13 protein-coding genes are annotated in these 20,048 nt (G+C 63.1%); 9 read left to right on the top strand and 4 right to left on the bottom strand.

The genetic code is table 11. The features are described from left to right. Window positions 1–13: 13 nt before the first annotated feature. The 3 genes from AC3CBN_RS03705 to AC3CBN_RS03695 are packed head-to-tail and all read left to right on the top strand — an operon-like array spanning window position 14 to window position 5,248. Window positions 14–1,849, top strand: coding sequence for a glycoside hydrolase family 9 protein (locus AC3CBN_RS03705; RefSeq protein WP_488635472.1), 1,836 nt, complete (start codon window positions 14–16; stop codon window positions 1,847–1,849). A gap of 22 nt (window positions 1,850–1,871) precedes the next feature. Next, on the top strand, window positions 1,872–4,178 hold the full coding sequence (locus tag AC3CBN_RS03700) for a family 20 glycosylhydrolase (protein WP_488635471.1): 2,307 nt from the start codon (window positions 1,872–1,874) through the stop codon (window positions 4,176–4,178). 8 nt (window positions 4,179–4,186) lie between these two features. Beyond that, on the top strand, window positions 4,187–5,248 hold the full coding sequence (locus AC3CBN_RS03695; protein ID WP_488636662.1) for an acyltransferase family protein: 1,062 nt from the start codon (window positions 4,187–4,189) through the stop codon (window positions 5,246–5,248). Window positions 5,249–5,387: 139 nt separating this feature from the next. Here the strand turns inward: AC3CBN_RS03695 and AC3CBN_RS03690 are convergent, their stop codons facing one another. Together AC3CBN_RS03690 and AC3CBN_RS03685 are read right to left on the bottom strand one after the other, a co-directional pair. Next, on the bottom strand, window positions 5,388–6,788 hold the full coding sequence (locus AC3CBN_RS03690; protein WP_488635470.1) for a diguanylate cyclase domain-containing protein: 1,401 nt from the start codon (window positions 6,786–6,788) through the stop codon (window positions 5,388–5,390). A gap of 356 nt (window positions 6,789–7,144) precedes the next feature. Continuing rightward, window positions 7,145–8,179: a hypothetical protein gene (locus AC3CBN_RS03685; protein WP_488635469.1), complete on the bottom strand. Its 1,035-nt coding sequence runs from the start codon at window positions 8,177–8,179 to the stop codon at window positions 7,145–7,147. A 109-nt stretch (window positions 8,180–8,288) separates the two neighbouring features. Between AC3CBN_RS03685 and AC3CBN_RS03680 the strand changes: the two genes are divergently transcribed. Continuing rightward, entirely contained in the window at window positions 8,289–10,040 is a 1,752-nt protein-coding gene (locus tag AC3CBN_RS03680) for an alkaline phosphatase (protein ID WP_488635468.1), read from the top strand. A gap of 57 nt (window positions 10,041–10,097) precedes the next feature. Here the strand turns inward: AC3CBN_RS03680 and AC3CBN_RS03675 are convergent, their stop codons facing one another. Further along, entirely contained in the window at window positions 10,098–11,414 is a 1,317-nt protein-coding gene (locus tag AC3CBN_RS03675; RefSeq protein ID WP_488635467.1) for an alpha/beta hydrolase family protein, read from the bottom strand. Between the two features lie 276 nt (window positions 11,415–11,690). Here AC3CBN_RS03675 and AC3CBN_RS03670 point away from each other — a divergent pair, with 276 nt between their 5' ends. The 5 genes from AC3CBN_RS03670 (at window position 11,691) to AC3CBN_RS03650 (ending at window position 19,273) form a co-directional block, all read left to right on the top strand. Continuing rightward, window positions 11,691–12,740, top strand: coding sequence for a glycerophosphodiester phosphodiesterase (locus AC3CBN_RS03670; RefSeq protein WP_488636661.1), 1,050 nt, complete (start codon window positions 11,691–11,693; stop codon window positions 12,738–12,740). 249 nt (window positions 12,741–12,989) lie between these two features. Further along, the gene (locus AC3CBN_RS03665) at window positions 12,990–15,287 is read left to right on the top strand and encodes a TonB-dependent receptor (protein WP_488635466.1); all 2,298 of its coding nucleotides are present in this window, start codon (window positions 12,990–12,992) and stop codon (window positions 15,285–15,287) included. A gap of 246 nt (window positions 15,288–15,533) precedes the next feature. Continuing rightward, window positions 15,534–16,253 (top strand): lysoplasmalogenase, encoded by a 720-nt coding sequence (locus tag AC3CBN_RS03660; protein ID WP_488635465.1) that lies wholly within the window; start codon window positions 15,534–15,536, stop codon window positions 16,251–16,253. Continuing rightward, the gene (locus tag AC3CBN_RS03655; protein ID WP_488635464.1) at window positions 16,250–17,518 is read left to right on the top strand and encodes a sterol desaturase family protein; all 1,269 of its coding nucleotides are present in this window, start codon (window positions 16,250–16,252) and stop codon (window positions 17,516–17,518) included. The genes AC3CBN_RS03660 and AC3CBN_RS03655 overlap by 4 nt, the downstream gene beginning before the upstream one ends. Before the next feature lie 318 nt (window positions 17,519–17,836). Further along, window positions 17,837–19,273, top strand: a complete 1,437-nt coding sequence (locus AC3CBN_RS03650) for an amino acid permease (protein ID WP_488635463.1) — start codon at window positions 17,837–17,839, stop codon at window positions 19,271–19,273. 68 nt (window positions 19,274–19,341) lie between these two features. Here the strand turns inward: AC3CBN_RS03650 and AC3CBN_RS03645 are convergent, their stop codons facing one another. Then, window positions 19,342–19,926 carry an outer membrane beta-barrel protein gene (locus tag AC3CBN_RS03645; protein ID WP_488635462.1) on the bottom strand — a complete coding sequence of 195 codons (585 nt, stop codon included), beginning with the start codon at window positions 19,924–19,926 and terminating at the stop codon, window positions 19,342–19,344. Between the last annotated feature and the right edge of the window lie 122 nt (window positions 19,927–20,048).

The raw sequence follows: 20,048 nt of genomic DNA, 5'->3' as shown, positions 1-20,048 counted from the left end.
TGAGGTCGATGGCATGAAGCGATGTCGCCATCTTGCGGTCGCACTGCTCGTGTTCATGGCGAACACGGACAGCGCATCCGAATCGAAGGTGTTGATCGATCAAGTGGGTTACGACACGCAGGCTCCCAAGCAGGCGGTCGTCAAGAGTCAGCCGGGGGCGTCACCGCGCGAATTTCGCGTGGTGAATGCCGATACCGGCAAGCTTGTGTGGCAAGGCGAGCTCTCGCCAGCCACCAAAATCGCGCGATGGGGTGATGACAGCTATGCCGTCGCCGATTTCAGCGGCCTGAAGACATCGGGCCGCTACTACGTCGAACTGGGCGAAGGCGACCGCGACACGCGGTCAACGACCTTCGACGTGCAGGACAACGTGCTGGAGCGCCACACGCTCTCCAACGTCATCTACTACTTCAAGGGACAGCGCTCCAGCGGACTGCTGGACAAGGCGGACCGCCGTCTCGCGCGGCCCGATGGCCAGCCCGGCAGGCTCGATATCCACGGTGGCTGGTACGACGCCACTGGCGACTACGGCATCCATTTGTCGCACCAGAACCTCACCCGTTATTTCAACACGCAGCAGTTGCCGCTGGCGGCGTGGAGTCTGCTGCGCAGCTGGCAGCAGCTGGACGCGCGGCACGATCCCAACTTTGGCGAATACCAACGCCGCCTGCTCGACGAGGGGCTGTTCGGCGCCGATTTCCTGGTGCGCGACAAGCGTCCGGATGGTTCGTTCTATCAATCCATCGATGCATCCGGCGCGGGCAAGCTGCCGCAGGATCGCCATATCGGTGATCCCAACTGGCGCACCCAGATCAAGCTCAAGCCAGGTGACCACACCGAGCGGGTCGACCAGCCGGCTCGTGGGCCACATGCCTACGAGGCGAGTTTCCGTGCGGGTGGCGGCATGGCGATCGCCGCGCTGGCGCTGGCGGGCAGCACGGGTGTCGAAGGTGACTACACCTCGCAGGATTATTTGCGCGTCGCTGAAGAGGCGTACCGCTTCCTCGATGCACACAACCGTGAGCTGACCAACGACGGCAAGGAAAACATCGTCGATGACTACTGCGCGCTGCTCGCGGCAGTCGAGCTGTATCGCGCCACGAAAGACGAAGCATGGCGCAAGGCAGCGGATGTTCGTGCTGCACACCTGATGGCACGACTCATCAGCCACGACGGTCATCGTGATTACTGGCGCGCCGACGATGGCGTGCGTCCATTCTTCCATCCATCCGATGCTGGCCTGCCGGTGATTGCGCTGGTCGAATACGCCTCGATCGCCGACGCCAGCCGTCAGGCAGACGTACGCCAAGTGCTGCGACGCTCGCTGGAAGCCGAACTGGCGATGACCGGCGAAGTAGCCAACCCTTTCGGTTACGCGCGACAGCTGGTGCGCGGTGGCGATGGCCGCGTGCGCGTGGCGTTCTTCTTCCCGCATGACACCGAGGCCGCGCCCTGGTGGCAGGGCGAGAATGCGCGGATCGCTTCGCTGGCCGCTGCCGCGAGGCTGGCCACGCCGCTGTACGCCGATGACGCTGCATTTCGTAACAGACTGCAAGCCTATGCGTGGAACCAGCTGCACTGGATCCTTGGCCGCAATCCGTATGACAGCAGCATGCTGATGGGGAGCGGACACGGCAATGCGCCGTACATGTTCTTCGACTCCTATGCGTACACCAACGCGCCCGGAGCGATCATCAACGGCATCACCGCCGGCCTGTCCGATGAAGAGGGCATCGCCTTCGACCTCGGTTACGCTCAGACCGGCAAGGACGACGACTGGCGCTGGACAGAACAGTGGTTGCCGCACGACGCGTGGTACCTGTTCGCCATCAGCCTTCCCCACGATTGACGCTGGAGTCGCGAGACAACCGATGAGAAAGACACGCCACGTTTTAAGCCTCGCCTTGTGCGGCCTTGCCACGCTCGCCCATGGCGCCGGTGCCAGCCAGGTGGACATCATTCCGTTGCCAGCGCAGGTCACCTACGCAGGCGAAGGCTTTGCCGTAACGGCGCAGACCCCCATCGTGGTGGACGCGGACGACGTGCAGGCGCAGCACACCGCCGACTATCTGGCGGCACTCTTGGGACGTACCCGCCAGCTGAAGCTGCAGGTAAAGCATGCGCCGGTGCAGGGTGCGGCCATTGTGCTCAAGCGTGACGCGCAGGCATCGGTGGCAAATGCCGAGGGCTATACGCTTGATGTCACGCCGCAGGGCATCCGCGTCGTGGCGCGTGAAGAGGCTGGTTTGTTCTATGGCGCCATCACGGCGTGGCAGTTGATGACGCCTGCGCGCGGCAGCGGCGATGTCCGCGTGGAAGCGGTGCATATACGCGACGAGCCTCGTTTTGCATGGCGCGGCCTGATGCTCGATTCGGCACGGCATTTCCAGACACCGGACGAAGTACGCACCATCATCGACCAGATGGCGCAGCACAAACTCAACGTACTGCACTGGCATCTCACGGACGACCAGGGCTGGCGCATCGAGATCAAGCGCTATCCCGAGCTGACCCGCATCGGCGCGTGGCGCACGCCGCCCGATGCCGGGCGCGACGGCGAGTCCGCACGCTACGGCGGCTTCTATACGCAAGACCAGGTTCGCGCCCTCGTGGCCTATGCCAGCGAGCGCCAGATCATCGTGGTGCCCGAGATCGACATGCCGGGCCACGCACAGGCCGCAGTGGCGTCGTATCCGGCGCTGGGCGTTACCGGCAAGCGCCCACCGGTGTCGCCGGACTGGGGCGTAAATCCGTACCTCTACAACGTCGACGATGACACCGTGCACTTCCTGCAGAATGTGCTGGACGAAGTGATGGCGCTATTTCCGTCCGCCTATATCCATCTGGGCGGCGACGAAGCGGTGAAGGATCAGTGGCAGGCCTCGCCCGCTGTGCAGGCGCGCATGCGCGCGCTGAAGATCAAGGACGAAAACGCATTGCAGAGCTGGTTCATCGGACAGATGGGCCAGTACCTCGCCGCGCACGGTCGACGCCTGATTGGTTGGGACGAGATCCTCGAAGGAGGCCTTCCGGCCAGCGCCACCGTGATGTCGTGGCGCGGCACGCAAGGCGCCGTCGATGCAGCGAAGCAGGGGCACGACGTGGTGCTGGCGCCCGCGCCGCAGTTGTATCTGGACCAGATGCAGAGCGATCGCGCCGACGAAACCACCGGCCGCCTGCCGTCGATGTCGCTGGAAAGCGTCTACGCGTTCGAGGCGGTGCCGAAGGAACTGGATGCCACGCAGGCGAAGCACGTGCTGGGCATGCAGGCCAACATGTGGACCGAGCATATGCCGACCCTTCGCCACATCGAGCATGCGGTGTTCCCGCGCATGGATGCACTAGCCGAGGCAGCTTGGACGCCGGTGGCGTCGCGCGACTGGCACGGCTTCCTCGACCGCCTGCCCACGCAACTGGCCCGTTACCGCGCGCAGGACATCGCCTATGCGGACAGTGCTTTCGCCACGTCCATCGAGGTTGACCGCAACGCGGCGATCAGCAGCGGACAGGCCACCGTATCGCTCTCCAATCAGGCTCGTTACGGCAACCTGCACTACACCACCGACGGCAGCACGCCGACGGCCAGTTCGCCGCTGTACGTCGATCCCTTGATGGTGAAACTGCCGGTGACGGTGAAGGCCGTGACATTGGCTGCCGACGGCACACCACTGGCGGCGCCACGCAAACGTGTGCTCGATATAGCTTCATTGCGCAGTCGCAGCAGCGGCGAGCTGGAGAATTGCCCGGGCAGCGATTTCCGCCTGCGCGTGCAGCCCACGCCGGACGCCACCAGCATGACGCCGAGCTATCTCATCAACGTGTTCGACAATTGCCGCATGTATCGGGCGGCGAAGCTGGACGGCATCAATGCCATCCGCGTGGAGACCGCACGCCTGCCGCGCAACTACCAGCTTGCGCACGACGCAAAACTGGTTGTCGCGCACAAGGCGACCACGCCGCAAGGCGAACTGGTGGTTCGCATGGATAGCTGCAAAGGCAAGACGATCGCCACGTTGCCGCTGCCCACCGGTGGGCAGGACACGTTCGCGCTGCAGGGCGCACTCGCGAAGCAGGCCGGCGTACATGACCTCTGCCTGGTGTTCACCTCGCCCATCACGGGTCCGCTGTACGGTGTCGGCGAAGCGTCGCTGTTACCCGCCGCCGGAGCCGCTCGGTGAACGCCACGTTGCGCCGACTGGCCTCTGTCGATGCATTGCGCGGTTGTACCGTGGCGTTGATGCTGCTGGTGAATGATCCGGGCGACTGGGATCACGTCTACTGGCCGCTGGAACATGCGCAGTGGAACGGCTGCACGCCCACCGATCTGGTGTTTCCGTTCTTTCTGTTCGTGGTGGGCGTATCGATTGCGCTGGCCATTGGCCCGCGCGTGGAGCAGGGCGCCGACAAGGGCGCGCTCACCCGCGCTGCGTTGAAGCGCGCACTACGTATCCTTCTGCTCGGCGTGGCCATCAACGTGCTGGCATGGCTGATCATGCCGGGCGCGCATCTGCGCTTCCCCGGTGTCTTGCAGCGCATCGGCGTGTGCTTCGCCGGTGCAGCGCTGTTTGCCATCCATACGAAGCCGCGCACCCAGTGGGCAGCCATCGTGGCGATCCTGCTTGGCTACTGGGGATTGCTGCTGCTTGGCGGCACGCTGGAGCCGTTCGCCAATATCGTCAGTCGCGCCGACTTCGCGGTGTTCGGGCGCTTCGTCTATCTGATCGACCCCGCCACCGGCCGCGGCCATGACCCGGAAGGTCTGCTGGGTTGCCTCCCCTCGCTGGCTACCAGCTTGCTTGGATTGCGCGCCGGTCAATGGTTGCGCGAAGAGAAGATGAAGCCGCTGCTGATAGCTGGCGTGCTGTCGCTGGCGCTTGGCTATGCGTGGTCGCTGGCGTTGCCGCTCAACAAGAACCTGTGGACGTCCTCGTTCGTGCTATGGACCGCGGGCTGGGCCATGTTGGCGCTGGTGCTGTTCCATGTGCTGATCGACCAGCGCGGCTGGCCTGCGATCGGCCGACGCTTCGGCGTCAATGCCGTGGCCGCGTATGCAGGTTCCGAGCTGATGCAGATCCTGTTGCCTGGCCTGGGCATCCAGGATCCGCTTTACCAGCACGCCTTCGCCAGCTGGATCACGCCGCTCGCAGGGGCCTATATGGCCTCTGTCGCCTTCGCCGTTGCGTTCGTCGCCGTGTGGTGGCTGATTGTGTACGCGATGGATCGACGAAAGCTGTACATCAAGCTTTAGTTACATCTTTCGCCCACGTCGAGCGCACGCGATGTCGGTGGGCATCGTGTGCGCGGGTTGTTCTGGCTACTCCGAAATCACCAGATGCCATGGCCCGCAACGGCGAAAGCTGGCGCCGGCCTGATGAAGGCTGCAGACGTTAGCTTGTGCTGCCCTGGCCAGGATGGGTGACATCCTGCGCTTCGACATCCGATTGCCTGGACATGCGTACGCGGTTTCCATCCTGTTTCTTGACTTCATACATGGCGTAGTCGGCGGCGCGCGTCAGTTGTTTTGGATCTTCGCCATGACGCGGATAGGTCGCCACGCCAACGCTGGTGGCAATGCATACCTCATGGCCCGCCAGCTGGAATGGCGAATGCAGCGCCACGCGGATCTTCTCGGCCACCTGAAGGCTGTCACCCGGCGACTGCAAGTCGTTCAGCAGCACCACGAACTCGTCGCCTCCCACGCGACCAACCACGTCCGCCTCTCGCAGGCTCTCGCTGATGCGTTGCGCGACCTCGCACAGCAAAAGGTCGCCAACGTGATGACCGAAGCGATCATTCACTTGCTTGAATTCGTCGAGGTCGATGTAGAGCAGCGCGAGGTAGCCGCGAATACTTCGGGCGTGTTCGATAGCAGCATCGAAGCGCTGATAGAACAGTTCGCGGTTGGCCAGGTCGGTCAACGGATCGTGGCGCGCGATGTGATGCAACCTTGCTTCGGCTTGCTTGCGCTCGATCGCTGAGGCCACCTGGGTGGACACGAATTGCAGGAGTTCCTTGTCCGCGTCGGTATAGCGCGTGGCATCGGAATAACTCTGCACCACCAGTGCGCCGATGGTGACGCCGCGCGAGCTTAGCGGCACACCGAGCCAATGCAGCGCGTCCGTGCCGTGGATGGAAAGCGCAGAATCCGGCCGCGCACCCGGTGTCACCAGCAGTGCCCGCCCGGTGCGGATCAGTTCGGCCGTGAGCGTGCCCGAATCCAACCTTTGTGGCGCGGGTGCCTCGTCGCGCTCGTCGACGAAATAGGGAAAGCTCAGTTCTTCACGTTGCGGGTCGTGCAGCGCCACAAAGAAATTGGTGGCTGGCAGCAGGCCGCCGATGATTCGGTGGATTTGCTCACACAGCGACGGCAGGTTGTCGCTGGCATGCGCGGCCTCGGAGATGCCGTGCAGCGCCGCGGTCATCGACTCGGCGCGTTTGAGCGCGGTGATGTCACGGGCCACGGCGATGCGCACGCGGTCGGCCTCGGACCAGCGTGCCGACCACATGATGTGGACGACCGAGCCATCCTTGCGGATGTAGCGGTTCTGGAAATGCGATTGCGGCTGCCCGGCCATGATCGCCGCGGCTGTCTGCAGCGTTACCTCGCGATCCTCTGGATGCACCAGGTCGATCATTCGCTGGCCAATCACTTCCTCCGGCGCGTAGCCGAAGATGCGCTCATAGGCCGCGCTGACAAAGATATATCGACCTTCCACATCGACCACGCAAATGGCGTCCCAAAGAAGGTCAAAAATCTTGTTGAGCGGGGTGGTCGCCTGGAATTCCATCGTGCGTCATCTATCCGGGGCGCCCTGCAGAGCGCGGGCACGGTCTTACAACCGCAGGCAAGATGCGTGCCGCCTCGCCGCACCCACTCGTCGGGGATACGGATCGATACCTCGCGCACAAGCAGTGGGCAGTCATGGGCTGATTTAACAACAGCTGGGGCAGGCGACGGCCGTTCCAATATAGGCGCTCTGCTGCCACGTAGCATCAGGTGTTGCCCCCTGACGTCAGGCGCGGCCCCTGAGCATGGAGGCTACGTACCCTCGGCCGGTTCGCCAGGGGCAGCCGCCATGGCAACCGCGGCATGTCCATGCGGTGGGTACGCCACGAATCGTCCGGTGACGGGTGAAACCAGCAGTTACGTGCCGAGGTCCTTGGCCAGCGACATGATCCGTGGTCCTGCCAGTCCGCCGTACTGGGCATCCACCGATTCCAAAAGCCGACGGGCCTCATCCTTCTTGCCGCTGTCGATAAGCGCCTTGACCTTGTCGAGCTGCTCATTGATCTCATGGTCGATGCGTGCACGGCACGCGGCCAGTTCGCCCATGTCGCCGGGCGAATGCGTGTCGAGCGACATGAGGGCACGTCCCAGCGAGGCGGCGTCGGCCAGTTCGTGACCTGTCCACGGCATGGTCCGGGTATCGACGTCAGTGATGCACCAGGAATTCAGGGAATGGCGACTCTGCCGGTCAGCGTCCTGTCGAGAGGCATCACGCCCGCCGGTGAGATAGACCACGCGGCTGGATGTCTGGAATTCGTACAGCAGTTCGCGTGGCGGCGGCGGAATCTCCTTGCCGACGATATCGCTGCCGGCCTCGAGCAGCGCGCCGTGAAAAAGATCCGGATAGCCGAGCGCCAGACGAAGCGCCACACGCGAGCCGCCGGAGAATCCGCCTATATAAACCTTACGTGCATCGACGCGATAACGCGCCATCGCGTTGGTTGCCGCCAACAGTGCCAGCGGTTCGCGTCGGTCGAGCACGTTGGTGTCGTTGCCCGATTTGCCGGCGGTGACGAGCAACACGCCATGTCGTTCGAGCACGGGAATCCAAGCCGGCGGCACCGTGGCTTCATTCCATGGCGGCACGAATACCAGCAGCGCGTAACCATCCGGCGGTGCGTGGTCTGGCACATAGAGGGCGAATCGCTCCTGCGCCAGATCGACGGGCTGCTCGCGTATCGCCGCGCCTGTGGCTGAGGCGCGTTGCTGCACGCGACGTGCGTTGAGCGGACTCACCAGTCGGCGCATCAGTTCCGCGCTGCTCGAGATATCGGCGTACTGGGTGAAGGCAACGTCGTTCTGCAGACCGGTCTGTGCGCCCGCCGCGCTATCGGCCGCTGCCACGCTGGGCAACAGGCCGATGCATGCGAGGAACAGGGCGCGCCATGTCATGGAGGAAGGCTAGCATCGAAAATTCCGTCGTGAAGGTGTCACGGCAATTTCTTGCGACGCGGCTATCATGCGGGGTCCGTCCACCCATTTTCATCGCAAGGGGCTGCTGATGTTTCGCTCTTCGCCGCTGGCACACCGTGCGTGGCTGCTGGCTACGTTTTCGTTGCTTGGCGCTTGCGCCGGGCAGACGGTGTCGCCTTCCGCCACGTCTGCTTCCTCCATCGACGTTGCGAAGATCCAGCGACCGGACGGCGAGACGCCGCAGTGGTGGTTCCGCAGCGGTGCGGCTGCGGCGGCGCAGCTTGCCTCGCAGGCGCGCACCGGCGGCCAGCACGCGAAGAACGTGATCGTGTTTCTCGGCGATGGCATGAGCATTCCCACCATCGCGGCGGCGCATGTGCGTGCCGGGCAACTCAAGGGTGTGGATGGCGAAAGCTACCGGCTGAGTTTCGAGCAGTTTCCCTTCAGCGCCTTGAGTCGCACCTACGAGACCGATCAGCAGACGCCGGATTCGGCCGGCACCATGACCGCCATCATGAGCGGCGTGAAGACGCGCGCCGGCTTCATCGGCGTATCGCAAGTACCGCGTCGGCAAGACTGCGATGCCGCGCGCGGGCAGGAGCTGGTCAGCACGCTGGAACTTGCGGCAACAGCCGGCATGAGCACCGGTGCGATCACCACCACGCGCATCACGCACGCGACGCCCGCTGCTACGTACGGCCATCTGCCGGAACGCAATTGGGAAGTCGATGCCGACTTGCCTGCGAACGCGAAGGCACAGGGATGCAAGGATTTCGCGGCTCAGCTGGTGGACTTCCCGGCAGCCGGCGGGCTTACCGTGGCCATGGGTGGTGGCCGCACCGAGTTCATGCGCGCGGGCGAGGATGATCCGGTCGAACGCGGCAAGATCGGCCAGCGCCTGGATGGCCAGGACCTGATCGCCGAATGGAAGAAGAAGCACTCGGATGGCACCTACGTCTGGAACGCAACGCAACTGAAATCACTGGATCTAGCCCATACGCCGCGCCTGCTTGGCTTGTTCAACGCCTCACATCTCAGCTACGAGCACGAGCGCACGACCGACAGGCTGGACGAGCCGAGTCTCGCCGAGATGACCACCAGCGCCATCGACGTACTCAAACAGAATCCCAACGGCTTCTTCCTGATGGTGGAAGGCGGTCGCATCGACCATGTGCTGCACGCTGGCAATGCCTATCGCGCGCTGGATGAAACCATCGCCTTTGCCGATGCGGTGCAGGCTGCGCTGCAACACACCGATCCGAACGACACGCTCATCGTGGTGACGGCCGACCATAGCCACACCATGACCTTCGCTGGCTATCCGAAGCGCGGCAACGACATTCTCGGACTGGTGCAGGGTCATACCGATAGCTATGACGAGGAAGGCGGCGCCGGGCTTGCACGCGATGCGGCGGGCAAGCCGTACACCACGCTAGGCTTTGCCAACGGTCCGGGTTACACCGGCGCCAGCGATGGTCAGCCCGAAGGCAGCAAGCAGTTTCCCCACAATCCACACGACTACGTGCACATCAAAAAAGGTCGCCCCGACCTTAGTGGTGCGAAGACCAACGATCCGGACTACATGCAGGAATCCATCGTTCCGATGAAATCCGAAACGCATGGCGGCGAGGACGTGGCCATCTTTGCCAATGGTCCCGGCGCGGCGGCGTTTCACGGCGAGATGGAACAGAACACCATCTTCCACGTGATCGTGCAGCACGCACCGCGCATTCGTGACGAGCTATGCAAGCTGGGTAGCTGCAATGCGGACGGCGTGCCGGTAGACCGGCCGACCTACCAGGCATGGCTGCAGCAGGCGAGTCGCCAGGACGCCCGCTAGGGGCGTCAATGAACCGTTTCGCAAGGCAGGTCGCGCACCGGGTGCGCGACCGCAGGCTCACGGTGTTACCGCGACCTTTGTATCTCTGGGGAACGCCATGCGGCTCGCCCCGTACGGCGCATGCAGCGTGCCTCGTGCATAGTCGATGGTGAGGCGCATGTAACCCTCCGAATAGTGCGTGGAGACACGCGATCCGTCGGGCGCCAGCTCGAACTGGGTCATGCCGTGCTCGGCATGCGGAAACAGTGCGGTGGTGATCGGCATGCCGCTGGCCTGGAGCGAGGAAAGGCGGCGCAACGTTTCCGCGCTCGGTGCATCGATGTCGTCTTCGCCAAGCATCCACAGCTGGGGCGTGTGCAGGTTTTTCAGCACCGCCATCGAGTCGTAATGCCAGGGCGTGCCAAACATATAGGCCTTGCCCTTCTCGCGGATCTCGTCGCTGCTGTAGGGCAGCACGAGGTAGCTGAAGTCGCCGCGCACGTCCTTGTACCAGGGTTCCTTGCTGTATTTCGCGCGGGCGGCGTCGAGCTGGTCGTAGCCCTGCGTGAGATGGCTCGACAGGATCAGCCCGATCGCATCGGTGATCTCCCAGGCCTTGTCGATCACCGACTGGTCGTAGCCTTTCAGCTGCAGCTGGAAGGCCACCGCCTCGCGGTCTTCCTCCAGCGGTGAAATGGCCAGGCCATAGCCGACCATCACGAAATCCACCTTGGTGCGCGATGCGGCCAGCGGTGCTACCCAGCCGCCCTGGCTGCCGCCGCGATAGCCGACACGACCGGCGCGCGCGCCTGCGAGCTTGCGCGCCTCATTCACCGCCGCGACGGCGTCGTTGGCAAGCACGCTGTAATCCTGCGTGTACTTGCCGTCCGATTCACCGGTGCCGCGCTTGTCGTACACGAACGCACCCACGCCTTCGGCGGGCAGCTGTCGTTGCATGGCGTCCCATACGCGCGCCGAGTCGGTTTCCGAGCCGTGCACCAGCACCACGATGGGTACTTTTGCCTTGCCCTCGGGAAGAATCAGCCGACCCACCAGGCGAGTGCCGCCTTCGCCTGTGAATGACGCATCATGGACTTCCAGAGGAATGCGCTTGCCGGCCATGCCTCCGAAGGCGATCTCGCCTTTGGCGCAGTCGGCGAAGGTCACGTCTTTGCCGTCGGGGCGATCGGTCCAGCCCAGCGTGCTCTTCCACACGTTGTCTTTACCGTGCTGGAGCTTGCCGGTGCTGCCATCGATCTTTCGCCAGCGCAGCGCGTCATCCTGGCTTGGGGCGATGTCCAGAGAGCTGCCATCGGCAAGCCGATAAGCGCCGACGCGACAGTCGACGACAGGTTGGCTGCTGGCGAGAAGCGTGGCGAGGAGGATGGAGAACATGGCTTCCCTGCGTGTTGGGTGACATCCCTACACTATCACCCGTGCCCTGCACCGCCATTGGCCGCAAGTCATGCCGTGCCGCCAGTCATGGCAGGCCTTGCAGGCGGCTTGCGTATCCCCGCGAAAAAGACTTCGCTATGTTGCTGTCAGGGAACGGACACGCGCCCCATTCACCATGGTGGAATGGCTTGCGTCGGCCCGGCGCATCGGAAAGCAGCAGGGGAATGTGCGATGGGTCGTTTAAGCTGGGCTCTCTTCACGGCGGGCGTGCTGGTTATGAGCGGTGGTGTGCAGGCGAAAGAGGCGCCGCTGGCGTCGCGGGTACTGGTGATCGGTCACCGTGGCGCGAGCGCGTTGCGTCCGGAACACACGCTGGCGTCCTACGGCAAAGCTATCGCCGATGGCGCGGATTTCATTGAGCCCGACCTCGTCATGACGCGCGATGGCGTGCTGGTGGCGCGGCACGAAAACGAGATAAGCGGTACGACGGATGTCGCCGAGCATCCGGAGTTCGCCTCGCGCAAAACCATCAAGACCATCGACGGTCACGAAGTCACCGGCTGGTTCACCGAGGATTTCACGCTCAATGAACTGAAAACGTTGCGTGCGCGCGAGCGCCTGCCGCTAATTCGCGGCACGGCGTATGACGGGCGCTTCCAGATTCCCACGCTGGACGAAATCATCGACTTCGTGGCGGCCGAATCGGCGACGAACAACCGCGTGATCGGCATCATTCCCGAGATCAAGCACGGCACCTATTTCCAGAAGATCGGCCTGCCGATGGAAGATCGCGTGCTGGAGACGCTTGCCGCGCACGTCTACACGCGCACGGCGCCGATCGAGATCCAGTCGTTCGAGGTCGCCAACCTGCGTTATCTGCGAAGCAAGATCGGCCGCAACCAGCGGCACATCCGCCTGTTGCAGTTGATTGATGATGCCGACGAGCAGCCCTACGACGTGGTCGCTGCCGGAGGCCAGCTGCGCTATGGCGAGATGCTGACGCCTGCAGGCCTGCACGAGATTGCCACCTACGCCGATGCGATCGGTCCCAACATCCGCGCCATCATTCCGCTCGCCGCAGACGGCACACTGGGCAAGCCCACGTCGCTGGTGCACGACGCACATGCCGTGAAGCTTGAGCTGCATCCCTATACATTCCGCCCGGAAAACCAGTTCCAGGCGAAGAATTTCTGGAAGGGTAATGATCCGGCGACGTTGAATGTCGCTGGATCCCTGGCAGAGATTCGCGCCTATCTCGATGCGGGCATCGATGCGTTCTTTACCGACGATCCCGCGGTGGGTCGCCGGGCTGTCGACAATCGCTGAGTTCCGTCAGGAAGGTCTGAACCAAACGTCGCGCCTTCGCCGGGCATTTCCGCAAGCACCCACGCGGCGGTCAACTGCCGCCCACTTCCGAGACGCACCGCGTGTTTTAAATACGCGTGTCATCGCGCATACACACGCCGGCTGCACGATCTCGGGCTGCCGTGCGAGTGATTCGGACGGCTAGTCCCCATGGTTTCCCCATCACTTGATCGTGCGGATTCATGGCGAATCCGCGCGTGAGGATTCGTCATGCCCAAGCATTCCCTTCGCAGGACCGCGATCGCGCTGGCAACACTGGCTTCCCTCTACAGCGGCGTCCTGCTCGCCGACGATGTGACTGCAGCCGCGCCTGTGCCTGCTGCCGATGCGTCGGCCAATCGCGAGAAGGCCAAGAACATGGAGGCCGTTTCGGTGGTGGCCACTGGCGAAACGCGCCAGATTCAAAAGGTAACCAGCGAAGACATCCAGGCGCTGGCGCCCGGTACCAGTCCGCTCAAGGCCATCAACAAATTGCCCGGCGTGAACTTCCAGTCGTCCGATCCGTGGGGCGCGTATGAGTGGTCCACGCAGATCACCTTGCACGGCTTCGACCAGAGCCGCCTTGGTTTCACGCTCGATGGCATTCCGCTGGGCAACATGAGCTATGGCACCACCAACGGCCTGCAGGTGACGCGCGCGATCAGCAGCGACAACATCAGCACAGTGGAACTGGCGCAGGGCGCTGGCGCGCTGGGCACGGCGGCGAACACCAATCTCGGCGGCACCATCCAGTTCTTCTCGGCCGATCCGGATGCGGTGGCCGGCGCGCGCATCAACCAGGTGCTTGGTTCGGATTCCACCACACGCACATTTGTGCGCCTGGACTCGGGCAACTACCACGGATTTTCGATGTACGTGTCGTACGACCACGCGTCCACCGACAAGTGGAAAGGCTACGGCGACCAGCGCTCGGACCAGATCAACCTGAAGTCGGTTTATCAGTGGAGCAGCGGCAGCATCAGCCTGTTCTACGACGAGTCGCGCCGCAAGGAATACGACTACATGGACCTGTCCCTGGCCAGCCAGCGCGCGCTGGGCTGGAACTGGGATTATCTGCAGCCGGACTGGAATACGGCCGTGCAGATCGCCAATGCCTATAACGGCAAGGGCAATTATCCAGCGGTGCTTTCCCCGTTGCCTGCCGGCTATGACCTGGTCGACTCCACCTATTACGCGGGTGGCGGCATCCGCCACGATAGCCTCACCGGCTTGAGCGGTACGTTCAATCTCAGTGAGCACACGGTGCTTAATCTCGGCACCTACTATCACGACAACCGCGGCGAAGGGCAGTGGGCCACGCCGTACCTCGCGTCGTCGCCCGCGGTGCCGCTGTCGATGCGCACCACCGACTATGGCCTGGACCGCTACGGTGGCACGGGTTCGCTGCAGTTCAACGTGGGCAACAACGACATCGAAGTGGGCTTCTGGGCCGAAAACGCCAAGACCAACCAGGAGCGCAACTACTTCTACCTGACCGGCGCATATAACTACCTCAGCAATTTCTACGAGAACGAGGAGCCGTTCCTGCGCGGCTTCTTCCAGCACTACAACACGCAGACGCGCATGGCCTATGCGTCCGACACGATTCACCTGATGGATGACCGCCTCACGTTGAACTTCGGTGCGAAGGCACTGGGCGTGACCAACACGGCCGACTCGCTGGTGGCCAGCAGCGCGCTGGCGGCTGGTCGTATCCGTGCGAGTGATGGTTTCCTGCCGCAGGTGGGTGCAAATTACAAAATCGACGCCAATCAGGAGGTGTATGCCTCCTACAGCAAGAACCTTTCAGCTTACGGTTTCCTGCCTTTCAGCCAGTCGCAAACGGCATTCGACGCCAGCAAGGGGTCGCTGAAGCCGGAACAGTCGCAGACACTCCAGCTGGGCTATCGCGTGCACGGCGATACGTTCGAAGCCTCGGCCGATGCGTACTACACGCGCTTCACCAACCGTCTGCTTGCAGTGTCGCCGTGCAGCGCGGTGCAGACATGTTCGGCCATCCTCAACAACGTGGGCTCGGTGAAAAGCACTGGCGTGGACCTGGCGGTGATCTGGCGCCCGATGGAACACATGCGCTGGCTCAACTCGCTGTCGTACAACAACTCCAAGTACCAGAACGACTATCTCAACAACGGCGTGGTGGCGACCAAGGGCAAATACGTGGTGGGCATTCCCACATGGATGTTCGCCAGCGACCTCAGCTACAGCTACGGCAGCTGGACGGCGAGCGTCGACGGCAAGTACACCGGCCGCCGCTACATCACCTACATCAACGACTCGCAGGTGCCGTCGTATTGGCTGTTCGAGGCAGGCGTGAACTATGACATCGGCACCGTATCCGTCCTGAAGGACCTGAGCCTGGGCCTCAATGTCACCAACCTGTTCGACAAGCACTACTACTCGACCACCGGCACCAACGGCTACGTTGCCTCCGATCCGATGGGCTGGAACCAGACGCTGATGGCGGGTGCGCCGCGCCAGGTGTTCTTCAACATCAACGCGAAGTTCTAAGCACGGCGCGCAAGGCTAACGGCCTTGCACTTCGCCCCTCTCCGATGGGAGAGGGGCGAGCGTCCAGGATTTGTGCGATTCATCTTTCGCCGCGCATCTGCGATCATCCACCTACCGGCAGCATCTCCCTCGGGATGAGAATTCCGATGTTCCACGCCTTGGCAACAGGCGGCCTCCGTCGCTGGCCGGAAAGCTCGGATTAGGCTCTAAGATGGGAGCCGCCTCATGGGGCAGGGGAGTCAACGAATGTCCGTTTCAAACGCCATCGCCGGGCGAGGGTTGCTACACCTTGGGGATTTCGCGATCGCGCTGGCCGCGGTCGCGGCGATCATCGGTGCCACGTTTGGCGCGCCCGGAGTGACGGATGGCTGGCATTGGTTGCACTGGACCTTCAAGCCGCTGACCACGGTATTGATCCTGTGTATGGCCTGGCGTACGGAGCCGCCGGTGTCTTCGCGCTATCGCCTATGGATCGGCGGCGGCATGCTGTTCTCGCTGATCGGCGATATCTTCCTGATGTTGCCGCAGGACGCCTTCGTACCGGGCTTGGTGGCCTTTCTCCTCGCCCACGCCTGCTTCATCCGCGCACTGCTGGACGATACGCGCTTTGCGGCGCATCCCTTGGCCCTGCTGGGTTGCCTGGCCTACGCCGCGCTCAACCTGTGGGCGTTGTGGCCCACGCTTCCGGCGGCACTTCATTTGCCGGTGATGGTCTATGTGGTGGTGCTGGCGACCATGGGCGGGCAGGCGGTGGCGCGAGCCTTGTCGCACGCCAGCGATGCACTGGCTGGGCCGGCGCAGTGGGCGGCGGCAGGCGCGCTGCTGTTCATGCTCAGCGATACACTGCTGGCCTGGAACCGGTTTCGCCTCGCCATCCCGCTGTCGGCGCTGTGGATCCTGGCTACCTACTATGCGGCGCTGTGGTGTCTGGCGCGTTCTGTCCGGCGGATGAGTAACTACTCGTGAATTTGCAGGCAACCATCATTACCTGGGCAACGCCGGTGTTCTTCGCGCTGATTGCGCTGGAACTGCTGGTAGCGAAGCTGCGCGGCCGCACCGTGTATCACAGCACCGATGCCATCAACAGCCTCGGGCTGGGCGTGATCTCGCAGATCGTGGCGGTATTCAGCAAGCTGCTCACGCTGGGTATCTACGCATGGTGCTTGCAGCGCGTCGCGGTCTTCGCATTGCCGGCTGACAGCATATGGGTCTGGGTCAGCGCGTTGCTGTTCTACGACTTCTGCTACTACTGGCTGCATCGTGCTGGCCACGAGGTGAACATCCTGTGGGCTGCCCATGTGGTGCATCACCAGAGTGAGGATTACAACCTTTCCACGGCGCTGCGGCAGACCGGCAGCGGCGTGGTGCTGGGCTGGCTGTTCTACCTGCCCATGGCCATCGTCGGCTATCCGCTGGAAGTGTTTGCGGTGGTGGCACTGATCGATCTGCTCTACCAGTTCTGGGTGCATACCGAGCTGGTGGATCGGCTGGGCTGGTTCGACCGCGTGTTCTGTTCGCCGTCCAATCATCGCGCGCACCATGCGGTGAATGACAAATACCTGGACAGGAATTACGGCGGCATGCTGATCGTGTGGGATCGCATGTTCGGCAGCTTTGTCGAAGAAGACGACAACGATCCACCGATCTATGGCACACGTTCGCCACTGCGCAGCTGGAATCCGTTGTGGGCGAACGTCGAGGTGTATTGGGTCACGTTCAAGGATGCGTGGCACGCGCGGCGCTGGCGCGACAAGTTGCTGGTGTGGATCAAGCCGCCGGGCTGGCGGCCGGCCGATGTGGCTGAGAGATTCCCGAAGCCTGCGTTCGAGATCGATCGCGAGCGTTACCAGCCGGCGTTGTCACGAGGACTCACGCTCTACAGCCTGGTGCAGTTCGCGCTGCTGCTGGGCATGGCCGTTCAGTTCCTTGACCTGGCCAAACAATTGCCGGCGTCTTCATTGGTCGCTTACGCGGCATTTTTGGTGCTGAGCCTCACCGCGCTGGGTGCACTTACCGAAGGGCGGCGCGCCGGCATCGGACTGGAACTGGCACGCCTGCTGGTCACCGCGGCCATTCCGTTGCTCACCGGCAGCTGGTTCGGCATCCCGCAATTGCCCGCTGGCGTGGTCGGCGCAATGGTCGCCATTCCCGCCGCGAGTGTCCTGGCGCTGGGCTGGCTGGCGCTGGCAGCGCCGGGTAGGGCAGGTACGGGGAAGCCGATCCCGGGCTAGTTTGGTTGCTGCGCCGTCGTCCGATTGGCGGCGACGTCCCCCTCTTGCCCGTCATCCCTGCGAAAGCAGGGATCCAGCGACTTTGCTCTGACCTCCAATCCGGGCGTTGCCGCCAGGCTGACGCCAGCGCCACGGGAGCGCCCAAGCAAGTGGCAAGAAGCACTGGATGACCAGCCCTTCGGCTGTTGTATAGCGCTTCCTGCCTTCTCAGGGATGACAAGCCGGTGTCAGATCCCTACGGCGCCCCCAACGCACCCGCAGCGTGGCACTGGCGGGGGCATTCGCTATGATCGCGGCTCATTTCTCGGGGATGGGCCGATGGGCTTCTTGAACAAGTTGGTGCGCCACAAGTCTGTGGAGCTGCTGCAGGCCGAGGCCGGCAAGCGAGGGGATTTCCGGCGCGTGCTGGGGCTGTGGCAGCTCACGGCGATCGGCATCGGCGGCATCATCGGCGTGGGTGTGTTCGTGCTGGCGGGTCAGCAGGCCGCCATGAACGCCGGCCCCGCGGTGGCTCTCTCGTTTCTCATCGCCGGTATCGCCAGTGCGGCAGCGGCGCTGTGCTACGCCGAGTTCGCGGGACTGATTCCCGTCACCGGCAGCGCCTACACCTACGGTTATGCGGTGCTTGGCGAGCTGCCCGCGTGGTTGATCGGCTGGGATCTACTGCTCGAATACGCGTTGATCGTGGCGGTGGTGGCCATCGGCTGGTCCGGTTATGTGCAATCGGCACTGGCCAGTATGGGATTCATGTTGCCGCTATGGGCGCGAGGTGCCATGGGCACCGGCGACGGCCATGTGTTCAACCTGGTTGCCGCGTTGGTGACGCTGGGTGTGTCGGCGCTACTGATCTTTCGCACCGAATGGGGTGCGCGTTTCAACACGCTGGTAGTGGCGATCAAAGTGGCAGCGGTCGCGCTGGTGATCGGCGTGGGTGCGTTCTACATCAACCCGGCCAACTGGGTGCCGTTTATTCCCGCGCGCGTGATCGGCCCCGACGGCGTGGGCCATTTCGGCTTCCAGGGCGTGGCATCTGCTGCTGCGGTGGTGTTCTTCGCGGTATTTGGTTACGACACGCTTACCACCGCCGCTGAGGAATCGAAGAATCCCCAGCGTGATCTGCCGCGCGCGGTGCTCCTGTCGCTGGGCATCTCCATGACGATGTACCTGGCGGTGTCGATGGTGCTTACGGGTATCGCCCACTACACCACGCTCAAGACCGATGCGCCGGTGGCCGATGCCTTCAAGGGCCTGGGTCTGCACTGGGTGGCGTTGACCGTGTCGGTGTCGGCGGTGTTTGGCCTGATCAGCGTGCTGTTCGCCTTCATGCTCGGCGCGACGCGCATCTGGTTTGCGCTTGCGCGCGATGGCCTGCTGCCGGGTTGGTTTGCCAAGGTGCATCCCCGCTATGGCACGCCGCATCGTCCGACCGTTGCGTTGGGTGTGTTCACCGCGTTCGTGGCTGGGCTTCTGCCGATCGAAGAAGTGGCGAAGCTGGTGAATATCGGTGTGTTGTCGGCCTTCATCGTGATCTGCAGCTCGGTGATCCTGCTGCGCAAGCGCAAGCCTGATCTGCCGCGCACGTTCCGCACGCCACTGGTGCCGTTGATTCCGTTGATCGGTATCGGTTTCTCGATCTGGCTGTTGTCGGAGCTGCCGGCCATCACCTGGGCGGTGTTCCTGATCTGGGTGATCTTGGGGCTGGTGATCTACTTCAGCTATGGCATGTGGCACAGCAAGCTGGCGCAGCAGAAGTAACAGTTCCTTGCGAAGGGATAAAAAACGGCCGCTTTTGCGGCCGTTTTTTGTTGCGACTACCGCAATACCTAGAAGCGGTATTCCACCGAAGCGGAGTAGGCAGCCACGTTGGTGTTGACCTGCGACTCGCTGGCGCCAGCGCGACCGTACTTCACATGGTAGTTGTCGTAGTTCAGCGCCAGGCTGACGTTCCTGGTGACGTCGTAGCCCACGCCTGCACCGGCGTACCAGCCGTTGTTCCAGCTCTTCTGCGAGGCGGACACGTCGCCCACGGTGACACCGGCGGTGGTGCGCGAACGCAGGTAGCCGCCGTGACCGGTGACGTACCAGTTGTTGTAGAAGTTGTACTTGGCGGTCACGCCAATCTGGGCGACGCGCGGCTTGGCCCAGGTGCTGACGAAGTCGGCGTTGTCCTTGGCCTTGCCGAGGTCGGCGTAGCCGACTTCTGCGCCGACGATACCGTTCCAGCGCCAGCCGAAGCGCACGTTGTAGAACGCATCGGTCTTGTCGGAAATGCCGCCGACACGGTAGTTGCTCTGGCCGAGGTTACCGGCCACGAAGAAGTTGTCGAGCTGGTTGTTTTCGTCGGCCTTGGCCGCAAACGGGGCAACAGCAACGACGGCCAAAGCGGCCGCAATCAGAGTCTTGTTCATGGAATGCTCCAACTTTTTTTGTGATTCCATCGCGACGACTAGGGGGATGTCGCGACGGCCCGCGTGGGGATCGCGGTGAAAAAAGGATACGGGTTTTTAACGCACTGAAAACCCGTGCAACG

The organism is Dyella sp. OK584 (assembly GCF_057787755.1).
This window is presented reverse-complemented; position numbering and strand designations above follow the sequence as displayed.

Bases quoted from the DNA above. Each gene is read 5' to 3' on its own strand.
- AC3CBN_RS03665 (WP_488635466.1), top strand. From the start codon at position 12,990: ATGCCCAAGCATTCCCTTCGCAGGACCGCGATCGCGCTGGCAACACTG.
- AC3CBN_RS03675 (WP_488635467.1), bottom strand. From the start codon at position 11,414: ATGTTCTCCATCCTCCTCGCCACGCTTCTCGCCAGCAGCCAACCTGTC.
- AC3CBN_RS03685 (WP_488635469.1), bottom strand. From the start codon at position 8,179: ATGACATGGCGCGCCCTGTTCCTCGCATGCATCGGCCTGTTGCCCAGC.
- AC3CBN_RS03700 (WP_488635471.1), top strand. From the start codon at position 1,872: ATGAGAAAGACACGCCACGTTTTAAGCCTCGCCTTGTGCGGCCTTGCC.
- AC3CBN_RS03690 (WP_488635470.1), bottom strand. From the start codon at position 6,788: ATGGAATTCCAGGCGACCACCCCGCTCAACAAGATTTTTGACCTTCTT.
- AC3CBN_RS03650 (WP_488635463.1), top strand. From the start codon at position 17,837: ATGGGCTTCTTGAACAAGTTGGTGCGCCACAAGTCTGTGGAGCTGCTG.
- AC3CBN_RS03660 (WP_488635465.1), top strand. From the start codon at position 15,534: ATGTCCGTTTCAAACGCCATCGCCGGGCGAGGGTTGCTACACCTTGGG.
- AC3CBN_RS03680 (WP_488635468.1), top strand. From the start codon at position 8,289: ATGTTTCGCTCTTCGCCGCTGGCACACCGTGCGTGGCTGCTGGCTACG.
- AC3CBN_RS03705 (WP_488635472.1), top strand. From the start codon at position 14: ATGAAGCGATGTCGCCATCTTGCGGTCGCACTGCTCGTGTTCATGGCG.
- AC3CBN_RS03645 (WP_488635462.1), bottom strand. From the start codon at position 19,926: ATGAACAAGACTCTGATTGCGGCCGCTTTGGCCGTCGTTGCTGTTGCC.
- AC3CBN_RS03670 (WP_488636661.1), top strand. From the start codon at position 11,691: ATGAGCGGTGGTGTGCAGGCGAAAGAGGCGCCGCTGGCGTCGCGGGTA.